This window comes from Paraburkholderia dilworthii, assembly GCF_000472525.1.
GTDB classification, from domain to species: domain Bacteria; phylum Pseudomonadota; class Gammaproteobacteria; order Burkholderiales; family Burkholderiaceae; genus Paraburkholderia; species Paraburkholderia dilworthii.
In genome coordinates, this window is sequence record NZ_AWZT01000002.1 from 216,633 (window position 1) to 229,520 (window position 12,888).

At 62.9% G+C, this 12,888-nt stretch carries 11 protein-coding genes; 3 read left to right on the forward strand and 8 right to left on the reverse strand.

Annotation, left to right across the window (positions count from 1 at the left end; genetic code table 11):
• The first annotated feature begins 64 nt into the window (after positions 1-64).
• On the forward strand, positions 65-601 hold the full coding sequence (locus F759_RS0104670; RefSeq protein ID WP_407668518.1) for a YidB family protein: 537 nt from the start codon (positions 65-67) through the stop codon (positions 599-601).
• A 244-nt stretch (positions 602-845) separates the two neighbouring features.
• On the opposite strand, the gene clpB is transcribed toward F759_RS0104670, so the two are convergent.
• Together clpB and F759_RS0104680 are read right to left on the reverse strand one after the other, a co-directional pair.
• The gene (clpB, locus tag F759_RS0104675; RefSeq protein ID WP_027798828.1) at positions 846-3,443 is read right to left on the reverse strand and encodes an ATP-dependent chaperone ClpB; all 2,598 of its coding nucleotides are present in this window, start codon (positions 3,441-3,443) and stop codon (positions 846-848) included.
• Between the two features lie 133 nt (positions 3,444-3,576).
• Positions 3,577-4,077 (reverse strand): Rrf2 family transcriptional regulator, encoded by a 501-nt coding sequence (locus tag F759_RS0104680; protein WP_027798829.1) that lies wholly within the window; start codon positions 4,075-4,077, stop codon positions 3,577-3,579.
• Positions 4,078-4,389: 312 nt separating this feature from the next.
• On the opposite strand from F759_RS0104680, the gene F759_RS0104685 reads away from it, so the two are divergent.
• The gene (locus F759_RS0104685) at positions 4,390-4,932 is read left to right on the forward strand and encodes a group III truncated hemoglobin (RefSeq protein WP_027798830.1); all 543 of its coding nucleotides are present in this window, start codon (positions 4,390-4,392) and stop codon (positions 4,930-4,932) included.
• Positions 4,933-5,053: 121 nt separating this feature from the next.
• Here the strand turns inward: F759_RS0104685 and moaE are convergent, their stop codons facing one another.
• The 6 genes from moaE to F759_RS0104715 form a co-directional block, all read right to left on the reverse strand.
• Positions 5,054-5,530: a molybdopterin synthase catalytic subunit MoaE gene (moaE, locus tag F759_RS0104690; protein WP_027798831.1), complete on the reverse strand. Its 477-nt coding sequence runs from the start codon at positions 5,528-5,530 to the stop codon at positions 5,054-5,056.
• A 17-nt stretch (positions 5,531-5,547) separates the two neighbouring features.
• Positions 5,548-5,805 carry a molybdopterin converting factor subunit 1 gene (gene moaD / locus F759_RS0104695; protein WP_027798832.1) on the reverse strand — a complete coding sequence of 86 codons (258 nt, stop codon included), beginning with the start codon at positions 5,803-5,805 and terminating at the stop codon, positions 5,548-5,550.
• A gap of 24 nt (positions 5,806-5,829) precedes the next feature.
• Positions 5,830-7,191 (reverse strand): molybdopterin molybdotransferase MoeA, encoded by a 1,362-nt coding sequence (locus F759_RS0104700; RefSeq protein ID WP_027798833.1) that lies wholly within the window; start codon positions 7,189-7,191, stop codon positions 5,830-5,832.
• Positions 7,192-7,538: 347 nt separating this feature from the next.
• Positions 7,539-8,990 carry a threonine synthase gene (gene thrC, locus F759_RS0104705; RefSeq protein WP_027798834.1) on the reverse strand — a complete coding sequence of 484 codons (1,452 nt, stop codon included), beginning with the start codon at positions 8,988-8,990 and terminating at the stop codon, positions 7,539-7,541.
• Between the two features lie 8 nt (positions 8,991-8,998).
• On the reverse strand, positions 8,999-10,330 hold the full coding sequence (locus tag F759_RS0104710) for a homoserine dehydrogenase (RefSeq protein ID WP_027798835.1): 1,332 nt from the start codon (positions 10,328-10,330) through the stop codon (positions 8,999-9,001).
• 225 nt (positions 10,331-10,555) lie between these two features.
• Positions 10,556-11,803, reverse strand: a complete 1,248-nt coding sequence (locus F759_RS0104715) for a pyridoxal phosphate-dependent aminotransferase (RefSeq protein WP_027798836.1) — start codon at positions 11,801-11,803, stop codon at positions 10,556-10,558.
• Positions 11,804-12,347: 544 nt separating this feature from the next.
• Between F759_RS0104715 and F759_RS0104720 the strand changes: the two genes are divergently transcribed.
• Entirely contained in the window at positions 12,348-12,722 is a 375-nt protein-coding gene (locus F759_RS0104720; RefSeq protein WP_027798837.1) for an Mth938-like domain-containing protein, read from the forward strand.
• Positions 12,723-12,888: the final 166 nt, after the last annotated feature.

A 12,888-nucleotide genomic window follows, 5' to 3' on the forward strand; every position in this document is an offset into this window, starting at 1 on the left:
AAGGTCGAGCGCCCGAAGCAAGGTTCGCCGTGCAATCACCGCCTAGCGGGCGCGTGACCAGCATATCGGCAACGCCCTTGCCGGGCGCCTTCCTTTCCACGACGCCGCGCAGCCGCGCGGCGCATCACCCGCCGGCTCGTCATCGACGTGTCGGCATTCAAGAGAGACCGTCATGAGCCTACTCGACACCCTCGGTTCCCTGGTCGGCAAAACGCCCGAAGGCGGCGGCCAGCAAGCGCTGGTCGCAGCCGCACTCGAATTCGTCAATAGCCAGCCGGGCGGCCTGAACGGCTTGATCCAGCGCTTTCAGGAAAAAGGCCTCGGCGACGTCGTGTCGTCATGGGTCAGCAATGGCGAGAACCAGCCGATTGCAGCCGACGCGCTGCATAGCGTGCTCGGTTCCGAAGCCGTTACCGGTCTTGCAGCGAAAGCCGGCGTGCAACCGGACCAGGTCACGGGCCTGCTCTCGCAGATCCTGCCGCACGTCGTCAACGCCGCGACCCCGGACGGCGAAGTGCCGGCCGAAGGCAAGCTGAACGCGACCACCGTGCTCGGCGCGCTCGGCGGCCTATCCGCGCTGTTTGGCAAAGGCACTGCGTAAGCGGCCAGAGCGACTCAAGCGGCGCCTCGTCGGCCCATTCATCGGGCAAAAAAAAAGCGGCAACGAAGGTGACTTCGTTGCCGTTTTGCCATGTGCGCGAATTGGGGCTGGCGTGGCGCCGCACGCAATAATTGACGCCAATAATTAACGCCAATAATTGACGCCAATATGCGACGTCAACAAGTGACGTCAACACGTTACGTTAGCGCGCCGCGTCAATCTCCCGCCCTAACGACGCGCGACGTCAATGCACCACGCGCTCGAACACCAGGTTGCCGTCTTCAAGTTCGACCGGAATGACGTCCTTCGGACCGAACTTGCCGGCCAGGATCAGTTTCGCGACCGGGTTCTCGATCTCCTGCTGGATCGCGCGCTTCAACGGCCGCGCGCCGAACAGCGGATCGTAGCCGACCTTGCCGACGTGCTCCAGCGCCTCGTCCGATACCACCAGTTGCATATCGAGCTTGGCAAGCCGCTCGTGCAGACGCTGCAACTGGATTCGCGCGATGGACTGCACGTTCGAACGATCGAGCGCATGGAACACCACGACGTCGTCGATCCGGTTCAGGAACTCGGGCCGGAAGTGCAGCTTCACCTCTTCCCACACCGCGTCCTTCACCGCTTCCTGTGGCTCGCCGACCATCGACTGGATCACCTGCGAACCCAGGTTCGACGTCATCACGATCACCGTGTTCTTGAAGTCCACGGTACGGCCCTGGCCGTCGGTCATGCGGCCGTCGTCGAGCACTTGCAACAGCACGTTGAACACGTCCGGATGCGCCTTCTCGATTTCGTCGAGCAGGATCACGCTATACGGCTTGCGCCGCACGGCTTCCGTCAGATAACCGCCCTCTTCGTAGCCGACATATCCCGGCGGCGCGCCGATCAAACGCGCGACGCTATGCTTCTCCATGAACTCGCTCATGTCGATGCGGATCAGGTGATCTTCCGAATCGAACAGGAACGCGGCCAGCGCCTTGCACAACTCGGTCTTACCGACGCCGGTCGGCCCGAGGAACAGGAACGAACCGTATGGCCGGTTCGGGTCTGACAAGCCGGCCCGCGAGCGGCGGATCGCATCGGCCACCGCGCTGATCGCCTCATCCTGGCCGATCACGCGCTCATGCAGTTTGTCTTCGATCTGCAGCAGTTTCTCGCGCTCGCCCTGCATCATGCGCGAAACCGGAATACCAGTGGAACGCGACACGACTTCCGCGATTTCCTCCGCGCCGACCTGCGTGCGCAACAGGCGCGGGCGCGTCGGATTGTTCTGCTCCTTCGCCTCGGCCTGCGTGACTTCCTTCAGTTGCGCCTCGAGACCCGGCAGCTTGCCGTACTGCAATTCGGCGACCTTCTCGAGCTTGCCTTCGCGCTGCAAGCGCGTGATTTCCGCGCGCGTCTTGTCGATCTCTTCCTTCAGTTGCGCGCTGCCCTGCACTGCGGCTTTTTCCGCAGTCCAGATTTCTTCGAGGTCCGAATATTCGCGATCGAGCCGCTCGATTTCTTCCTCGATCAGTTGCAGGCGCTTTTGCGACGCTTCGTCCTTCTCCTTCTTGACGGCTTCGCGTTCGATCTTCAGCTGGATCAAACGACGGTCGAGCCGGTCCATCTCTTCGGGCTTCGAGTCGATCTCCATCTTGATCTTCGACGCGGCTTCGTCGATCAGGTCGATTGCCTTATCCGGCAGGAAACGATCGGTGATGTAGCGGTGCGACAGTTCAGCCGCCGCGACAATCGCCGGGTCGGTGATGTCCACACCGTGATGCAGTTCGTACTTCTCCTGCAAGCCGCGCAGAATCGCAATCGTGGCTTCGACCGTTGGTTCGTCGACGAGCACTTTCTGGAAGCGGCGCTCCAGCGCGGCATCCTTTTCGATGTACTTGCGATATTCGTCGAGCGTGGTCGCGCCGACGCAATGCAACTCGCCGCGCGAAAGCGCCGGCTTCAGCATATTGCCCGCGTCCATCGCGCCTTCGGCCTTACCGGCGCCGACCATCGTATGAATTTCGTCGATGAAGACAATGGTCTGCCCTTCGTCTTTCGCGATGTCGTTCAGTACAGCCTTCAGACGCTCTTCAAACTCACCGCGATACTTGGCGCCCGCCAGCAATGCGGCCATGTCGAGCGAGAGCACGCGCTTGCCCTTGAGCGTTTCCGGCACTTCGCCGTTGACGATGCGCTGCGCGAGACCTTCGACGATCGCGGTCTTGCCCACGCCCGGCTCGCCGATCAGCACCGGATTGTTTTTGGTGCGGCGTTGGAGGATCTGGATGGAGCGGCGGATTTCGTCGTCACGGCCGATCACCGGGTCGAGCTTGCCGGCGCGCGCACGTTCGGTCAGATCGACGGTGTACTTCTTCAGCGCCTCGCGCTGGCTTTCGGCGTCCTGGCTGTGCACCTGCGAGCCGCCGCGCACGGCGGCAATCGCGCTTTCGAGCGACTTGCGCGACAGGCCATGCTGACGCGCGACACGGCCGGCTTCCCCTTTATCGTCCGCGATCGCGAGCAGGAACATTTCGCTCGCGATGAACGTGTCGTTGAGCTTTTGCGCTTCCTTGTCTGCCTGATTCAGCAAACCGGTGAGTTCGCGGCCGATCTGCACATTGCCGTCGGTGCCCTGAACTTGCGGCAGACGCGTGATGGCCTCGTCGAGCGCGGTTTGAAGCGCCTGAACATGCACGCCGGCGCGCGAAAGCAGCGAACGCGCGGAACCGTCCTGCTGCGCGACGAGCGCCGCGAGGACATGAACCGGTTCGATGTATTGATTGTCATGGCCGACCGCGAGACTCTGCGCGTCCGCCAGCGCTTCCTGGAATTTAGTGGTGAGTTTGTCGATTCTCATGTGAGACCTCCAATTTCGATTATCACCAAAATGAGGCGTTTTATTCAGGTTTCAAGCGCTTTTTTGCCGTCCCGACGGAGTTTCGAACATCTAACGCGAAGAAAAAGTGCGTGACGGTGCCTCTCAGCTGAGCTCAGGCGATCGGCACCGGCTTGTCGCCCTCCGGCGCGGCGGGCATGACCGGAATGACGGTGCGTATGCCGAGCAACGCCGCCAGTGGGCCTTGGGGACCCGCAACGTCGCCGATCGTATGGCTATCGAGTTCCGTGAGAAAAGCGTGGCGCGCCGCTTCGAGTACATTGCGCAACCGGCACTGGGGCGTGATGACGCAGGCGCGGCGCTCGCCGTTCTGATCCGGCAGGCAGGCGACGAGCGCGAAGTCGTTTTCCGTCGCGCGCACGACCTCGCCGACGGTCAGCGCGCGCGTTCGCTCGGCAAGCCGCAAGCCGCCATTGCGACCGCGCACGGTATCCACCCAGCCGAGTTCGCTGAGTTGCTGCACCACTTTCATCAAGTGATTCTTGGAGACGCCGTACGCCTGCGAAATGTCCTGAATAGTCGATAAACCCTCGCCACGAACAGCGAGGTACAAAAGGACGCGCAGCGAATAGTCGGTGTAGTCGGTCAGTCTCATAGGTGCAGTATCACGATGAACACAAGCCGCGATCCGTGGGATAACCGCGTCGATGCAAGGGTTGCCGGGGGCCGCTCGTTCGCCATAAGATGCAGAGCTGGCACATATTTAATTATGCTGCATGAGTGAGAGCGGGCCTTCGACGCCAATGGTAACGTCTCCCGCCGCGCGCTTTCACATGAAAAGCGCGCTATTTTCCGCGCAGTTCTGCCGGGCAGTTTGCCGGACTGGCCGGATCTGTGACCGTTCGTGACGGTCTGTGGCGCGCTGTGGCAAGGCGCGAACAGATCGTCGCATATTTCTGGAATCAGCATGAAGCCTTCTTTTCCCGCCGCACCGCTTGTCGAGCGCGCCTCCGAGCCTACCGAAGCTAATATCCGGGAGCTCGTGTACGGGTTCTACGATCGGGTGCGCGCCGACCCGCTGCTCGGACCGGTTTTCGATGCGACGCTCGCCGGCCGCTGGGACGATCATCTGCCGAAAATGTGTACGTTCTGGGCGAGTCTCGTGCTGGGCGCGAAGCAATATCGGGGCAACGTGCAGCAGGCGCATCAGCCGCTCGAGGGAATCGAGCCGCAGCATTTCAGCCGCTGGCTGTATCTGTTTCTCGACACTGTCGAGTCGCGTTATGAGCCGGCCGCAGCGGTCCGCTTCATGGAACCGGCGCTGCGTATCGCGCAGAGCTTGCAGTTGAGCCGCTTTGGTTGGGATTATAAGATTCCGGCCGAACAGCAGGCTTTGCTTGAGCGTGTGGCGCCGAAACGCGCGCCTCGCGACGATGAGCCCCAGCTTCCGGCACGGCCCGCCGGGGAGCCGTTTCCGGCGCGTATTATCGGGCGGGGGCGCGACGAGTGACGATGCGGCGCTTGCGGGTGATCTCGGGGATGTCCGGCTTGTTTTGGCTTGCCGCACTAGGCGCGGCAAGCAGCGGAAACAGTGCGAACCGGCGACAAGCGAGAACAAACGCGGCAGACGCTTACTCCGAAACACCGTTCCCCGATTCGATGCCCCATCGCGCGAGTGCGGCATCGTCGGTCACGCGGGCATCGACCCAACGCTCGCCTGCGTCGGTTTTCTCCTTCTTCCAGAACGGCGCCTGGGTCTTCAGATAGTCCATCACGAATTCACACGACGCAAACGCATCCCCGCGATGCGCAGCCGTGGTCGCCACCAGCACGATCTGATCGAGCGGATAAAGTTTGCCCACGCGATGGACGATCAGCACCTCGATGCCCGGCCAGCGCTGCCGTGCGGTTTCCACAATCCCTTCCAGCGACTTCTCGGTCATGCCGGGATAATGCTCGAGCTCCATTGCCTCGACAGCGCTGCCCTCGTTCAGATCGCGCACCGTGCCGACGAAGCACGCCACCGCGCCGATCTTCGGATTGCGCGCGCGCAGCGCGGCGACCTCCGCGGTAAGGTCGAAATCTGCAGTCTGGACACGTACGGGCATGGCGGGCTCCTTGCGGTTCAACCGCCTGTCACGGGTGGAAAAAAGGCGACCTCGCAACCCTCGGTGATTCTCGTGCCGGCGTCCGTTATTACGTGATTGCATGCCATGCGCAGCGCGCGGCCTTCGGCGAGCGTGTCGGCCCAGATGCCGCCGCGCACGCGCAGCCACGCGCGCACGTCGCCGACGGTGGCGACGCCCTCGGGCACCTCGACCGTTTCGTCGGCCAGATCGAGCGCTTCGCGCACGCTCGCAAAATATCGGAGTTGAATCTTCATGGGATGCCGCCGGCGTTGCCGGCCTCAGTTCAGCAATTCGGAAAAGGGAATGAAGCGCACGGTTTCGCCGGCGCTAATCGCATGGTTGGGCGGATTGTCGATCAGGCCGTCGCCCCATACCGTCGACGTCAGCACGGCCGAACTCTGGTTCGGGAACAGATCGAGCCCACCGGCGGCATTGATGCGCGCACGCAGGAATTCGTTACGGCGATCCGCTTTGCTCTGCGTGAAGTCGGCGCGCAGCGACAGCGCACGCGGCGCGACGGCCTGCACGCCCGCGAGACGCAAGATGAACGGGCGCACGAACAACAGAAAGGTGACGAAGCTCGACACCGGGTTGCCCGGCAGACCGATGAAAAAGGTTTCGGCGGAAGATGCACGCGAGTCTGCCGGGGCTGTTGGATCCGAAACCGACTGGGCGCGCCCGGCGTTGTCGTTGCTGTTGTTACCATTGCCGTGGCGGTCGTTCCCTATGCCTCCGCCGCCGCCGTTGCCCGCGCCGCGGCGCACCGCGCCAAACGCGAGCGGCTTGCCCGGTTTCATCGCGATTTGCCACATTGCAAGGCCCCCTTCCGCCTCGACGGCCGGCTTTACATGGTCTTCCTCGCCGACCGACACGCCGCCGCACGTCAGAATGAGATCGTGCGCGTGCGCGGCTTCACGCAGCGTGGCACGCGTCGCATCGAGCCGATCGGCGACGATTCCAAAGTCGCTCACCTCGCAACCGAGCTTCTCCAGCAGGCCACGCAGCGTGAAGCGATTCGAGTTGTAGATCGCGCCGGGTTTCAACGGCTCGCCCGGCATGGTGAGCTCATCGCCGGTATAGAAAACAGCGACTTTCACCCGCCGACGCACTTCCAGTTCGGCGCAACCAACCGACGCGGCCAGCCCCAACGCCTGCGGTGTGAGCCGCGTGCCGGCCGGCAGGATGACCGAGCCGCTGCGAATGTCCGCGCCTTGCGCGGTGATCCATTCGCCGGGCCGGGGGCTGTGCAGAATGGTGACCCCGTCGCCGCCCGCTTCCGCTTGCTCCTGCATGACGATCGCGTCCGCACCCGGCGGCACCGTTGCGCCGGTGAAAATGCGCGCTGCCGTGCCGGGCTTAAGCGGCTCGGGCGCGTGACCTGCCGGAATGCGTTGCGACACCGGCAGACGGCGGTTGCCGTGCGGCGCGACGTCGGCGGCGCGGATCGCGTAGCCGTCCATTGAACTGGTGTTCATGGGAGGCACGTCGAGCGGAGAGACGACATCGGCCGAGAGCACCCGGCCCGACGCTTCGAGAGTCGGGATGAATTCGGTGCCGATCACCGGGCTCGCAGCGCTGAGCAGGGTCGCCAATGCGTCAGCGGTGGCGAGCATCGGAGCGCGGGGCGTGGGAGTGGACATCTGTGGTTCGAAGCCGCAGGTTAAAGGAACATTGTAGCGGTCGAAGGCTGGGCCTTGTCGGGCCGCACTTATGGACCATTGGACCGTTGGACCCGTTTCCGGCTGCTGGCAGGTCGCTTAGCGCGGGCTTCGGAGCAGATCCGCGGAGCGGGTCTTCGCTCAGTTTCCGCTTACCCGATCCGTTCGCGAGCCTTTGCGTTGTGTGCGTTGCCGGATATTTTTGAGGCGCACGCCAGGTGCCGCTGCGGCACGCGCCCTTTCAATCCCGTGCTGATGGCACGGTGTGGGTCGCGCCATGCCGGCTCAGCATGTCATCGCGCGGGTCGCCGGCCCGCGCTTCACGCCGATTACACGCCGGTGTTCGCCACGATGAAGTCCTTCACGCGCTGCGCATCCGCGGGCAGCACTTCAAAACGCTGCGGCAGCGACTCCAGCCCGGCGAAAGCAGCCGGACGCTCCGGTTCGCGCAACAGCGCTTCGCGAATCGTCTCGCCGAACTTGATCGGCTGCGCCGTCTCCAGCACGATCATCGGTACACCCGGTTGCAGATGTTCGCGCGCGACCTTCAGGCCGTCTGCCGTATGCGTGTCGATCATCGTGTCGTAGCGCTGGAACACATCGCGAATCGCTTCGACGCGATCGTCGTGACTGCTGCGGCCCGACACGAAACCGAATGCCTTCACGCTAGCAAAGTCGCCGCTCGCCGCGAGGTCGAAACCGCCTTTTTCCTCGACGTCGCGGAACAGTTGCAACACCCGCGCCGGATCGCGGCCAAGTAGATCGAACACGAAGCGCTCGAAGTTCGACGCCTTCGAAATGTCCATGCTCGGGCTGCTCGTGTGATAGGTCTCGGCGGCCTTGCGCACGCGGTAGATGCCGGTGCGGAAGAACTCGTCGAGCACGTCGTTTTCGTTCGTGGCCACCACGAGTTTTTCGATCGGCAGACCCATCATGCGCGCGATGTGACCCGCGCACACGTTGCCGAAGTTGCCCGACGGCACCGTGAACGACACACGCTCGTCGTTGCGCTTCGTCGCGGCGAAATAACCCTTGAAGTAATAGACGACCTGCGCGACGACGCGCGCCCAGTTGATCGAATTGACCGTGCCGATCTTGTACTTCGCCTTGAACGCGTGATCATTCGACACGGCCTTGACGATGTCCTGGCAGTCGTCGAACACGCCCTCGACCGCGAGGTTGAAAATGTTCGGATCTTGCAGGCTGTACATCTGCGCGGTCTGGAACGCGCTCATCTTCTTGTGCGGCGACAGCATGAACACGCGAATACCCTGCTTGCCGCGCATCGCGTATTCCGCCGCGCTGCCCGTGTCGCCCGAAGTCGCGCCGAGAATGTTCAACGTTTCGCCATGCCTCGCGAGCGCATATTCGAACAGGTTGCCGATCAACTGCATCGCCATGTCCTTGAACGCGAGCGTCGGACCGTTGGACAGTTCCAGCAGCGAGAGCGGCGCGCCATTCTCGACGCCGAGCGTTTTCAACGGCGTGATCTGCTCCGCGCTTTCGTCGTCGCGCACGTTGCAGTAAGTGGCAGCCGTGTAGGTCTTGCGAGTCAGCGCGCGCAGATCTTCAGCGGGAATGTCGTCGCTGAATTTCGACAGGATTTCGAATGCGAGGTCCGCATACGGCAGCGTGCGCCACCGCGCGAGTTCGTCGGCGCTGATGCGCGGATATTCGGCGGGCAGATACAGGCCGCCATCTTTCGCGAGGCCGCCCAGCAGAATGTCGGAGAAAGTGTGGCGCTCGCCGGCTCCGGCGCCGCGTGTGGAGAGATAGTTCATAGTTCGGCCTAGTTCAGCGCTTCCATGCGCAGCTTCGTGACTTGCGAGACAACGGTGTGCAACGCCTCGATCGACTTGATCGCCGCATTGACATGCTTTTCAACCGTTTCATGCGTGATCAGGATGATGTCGGTCTCGCCCTTGCCGTTCGCGTCCACCTGCTCCGACTCCTTCTGCAGGAGCGCGTCGATCGAGATACCGGTGTTGGCCAGAATGCGCGTGATGTCGGCCAGCACGCCGGTCACGTCCGCGACCCGCAGACGCAGGTAGTAGCCGCTCGTTACTTCGTCGATCGGCAGTATGGGCGTGCTCGACAGCCGGTCCGGCTGGAACGCCAGATGCGGCACGCGATGCTCGGGGTCCGCCGTATGCAGGCGCGTCACGTCGACCAGATCGGCGACCACCGCGGACGCAGTCGGCTCCGCGCCCGCACCCTTGCCGTAATACAGCGTGGTGCCGACGGCATCGCCGTGCACGACGACCGCGTTCATCGCGCCTTCCACATTCGCAAGCAGGCGCTTTTCGGGAATCAGCGTGGGGTGCACGCGCAATTCGATGCCCTTGTCGGTGCGCCGCGCGATGCCGAGCAGCTTGATGCGGTAGCCGAGTTCCTCGGCGTACTTGATGTCGATTGCCGCGAGCTTGCTGATGCCTTCCACATACGCACGGTCGAACTGCACCGGCACGCCGAATGCAATCGCGCTCATGATCGTGGCTTTGTGCGCGGCATCGACGCCTTCGATGTCGAAGGTCGGATCGGCTTCGGCGTAGCCCAGGTCCTGCGCGGCCTTGAGCGCGGTCGCGAAGTCGAGCCCGCGGTCGCGCATTTCCGAAAGAATGTAGTTCGTCGTGCCGTTGATGATGCCCGCGATGTACTGAATGCGATTGGCCGTCAGTCCTTCACGCAGCGCCTTGATGATCGGGATGCCGCCCGCCACCGCCGCCTCGAACGCGACCATCACGCCGTTGGCGCGCGCCGCTTCGAAGATCTCCGTGCCGTGCACGGCGAGCAGCGCCTTGTTGGCCGTGACCACGTGCTTGCGGTTTCTGATCGCGCGCAGAACGAGGTCGCGCGCTACGCCCGTGCCGCCGATCATTTCCGCGACGATGTCGATCGACGGATCGTCGACCACCGCGTTGAAGTCGTCGGTCAGCGCGACGCTTGCGGCATCGGCGCCGAGCGCCGCCGTGGCCTTCGCCGGATTGCGCACGGCAATGCGCGCAACCTCGATGCCGCGGCCTGCGCGACGTTTGATTTCTTCCTGATTGCGGCGCAGTACCGTGAAGGTGCCGCTGCCTACCGTGCCGAAGCCCAGCAGTCCAACTTTGATCGGTTCCATGCAGCGTGTTTTCGAGTAGATGTTTAAAAAGTGCGAACGACCTGGCGCTTCGCGCCGGGCTCCCCGAGGGCTGAAAAAAGCTCGAGGCTGCCCGGCGTTTTTCAACTGCCCCAACCCCGGCCCTTTGCGCCAGGCCCCGAGGGCGTGAGAAAACTTGCGGCGACCCGGCGTTTTCTCGATGTCGGACGCGATACGCCGCCGAGGCCGCGAAACGCCTATTGTGCGCTAAGCCGTGTGACGTTTGCGGTAACCGTCGAGAAAGCGCGCAATCCGGTTGATGGAATCCGCGAGGTCGTCCACGTTCGGCAGGAACACGACGCGGAAATGATCCGGCGTTTTCCAGTTGAACCCGGTGCCCTGCACGAGCAGCACGCGCTCTTCCAGCAACAGGTCGAGAATGAACTGCTGATCGTTCTGGATCGGATAAACCTTCGGATCGAGACGCGGGAACATGTACAGCGCCGCTTCCGGCTTCACGCAACTCACGCCGGGGATAGACGTCAGCATGTCGTAGGCGAGTTCGCGCTGCTTGTAGAGACGCCCGCTCGGCACGATCAGGTCGTTGATGCTCTGATAGCCGCCGAGCGCGGTCTGGATCGCGTACTGGCCGGGCACGTTCGGGCACAGGCGCATGGAAGCGAGAATGCCGAGCCCTTCGAAATAGTCTTTCCCGTGACGGCGGTTTTCGCCCGTCAGGCCCGAGATGAACATCCACCCCGCCCGGTAGCCGCAGGAGCGGTAGCTCTTCGACAGGCTGTTGAACGTGACGGTGAGCACGTCTTCGGAAAGCGCGGCCATCGACGTATGCGTCTTGCCGTCGTAGACGATCTTGTCGTAGACCTCGTCGGCGAAGATCACCAGGCCGTGCTGGCGCGCGATTTCGATCAGGCCGAGCAGCAGTTCGTCGGAGTACAGCGCGCCGGTTGGGTTGTTCGGATTGATGACGACGAGCGCGCGCGTATTCGGCGTGATTTTCGCGCGGATGTCGTCGAGGTCGGGCATCCAGCGGTTCGCCTCGTCGCAGATGTAATGCACCGGCGTCCCGCCCGCGAGGCTCACGCCGGCGGTCCACAACGGATAGTCGGGCGCGGGCAGCAGCACTTCGTCGCCGTCGTTGAGCAGGCCCTGAAGCGCCATCACGATCAGCTCGGAAGCGCCGTTGCCGATGTAGATGTCGTCCAGCTCCACACCATGTACGCCCTTTTGCTGCGTGTAATGCATGATCGCCTTGCGCGCGGCGAACACACCTTTGGAATCCGAGTAGCCGGACGAGCCTGGCAGGTTCAGGATCATGTCCTGAATGATTTCGTCCGGAGCCTCGAAACCGAACGGCGCCAGATTGCCTATGTTCAGCTTGATGATGCGGTGGCCTTCTTCTTCGAGCCGTTTCGCATGTTCGAGGACAGGCCCGCGGATGTCGTAGCAGACATTCAACAACTTGTTGGATTTGAGAATCGGTTTCACGGCGGGCACTTCATCCTGGTTAATGGCTTAGGGCTGGGGCTGGAGCAAGCAGGCGCCGACAAACAACTCAACGTGCCGGGCAGATTCGCCGATACGGGAAGCGGGTGCGGCCAGCGCGCATCGGGTCGCCCTTTTCCGCGGCAGCGGTTGCAGCGGCTGCCCATGCAGCCACTTCGTTAAAGCCGCTGCTGAGCTGTTCGATGCGCTTTATGGCGGATTGCGCCGATGCAGCAGCGAACAGGCAGGAAACGGAACAGAAATGGACGAAAGCGGGCAAAACCAGGCATGTAGCCGATAAGGCCCGCCCCGGATCGTCAGCGCGGCTTATGGCGGCGCATGAGCGGAGGGCGCCGCTGGGCGGCTAAAAAGCTATAATTTAGCGGATTTTGGCCGACTTCCGCAATGCACCAACCGTAACGGGACCGTAGCGGAATCCATAACGGGAGCTTTTTCGGCCCTTTCGTGTCCCACTCGCGTCGACCGCCCTGTTCGTACTCTCTATGATCAGGCCGCCAACACGCATGATGTCTCGCGACGACTTCGGAAAACGAATTTGAAATTACATCAGGATTCCAGCGGCGCCCTCAACACCGTGACCGGTTACGGCGCCGGCTATGTCGAAATCAATCTGGTGCGTCATTCGGGTAGCATCCTCGTGCTGCCGGAAGCGCCTGTCATTCCCTGGCCTGTTACGTCCTTCGAGCAACTGAGCCCCGAGCTTTTCTCCATGCTGGTCGAGCCCGCGCCCGAGGTGGTGATATTCGGCAGCGGCGAGCGGCTGCGTTTTCCGCACCCGCGCCTGACCGCTGCGCTCACCGCCAAACGCATCGGCGTCGAAACAATGGACTTCAAGGCTGCCTGCCGCACGTACAACATTCTGATGGCCGAGGGCCGCAAGGTCGCGGCCGCACTGCTGATCGAAGGCTAGCACGTAGCCGATGCTGGCCATTCATGGCCGACGGTGCCGGCAGAGCGCGCTGAGCGGCCGCTTCACGCGCTGTGCTGCGCCCCGCCCTCGCCGCGTCACCGACGATCACGTACACTGCGCGCCATCTGCGCAAAGCCGGCGGTCTGCATAGGAGCGATTGCGGCTC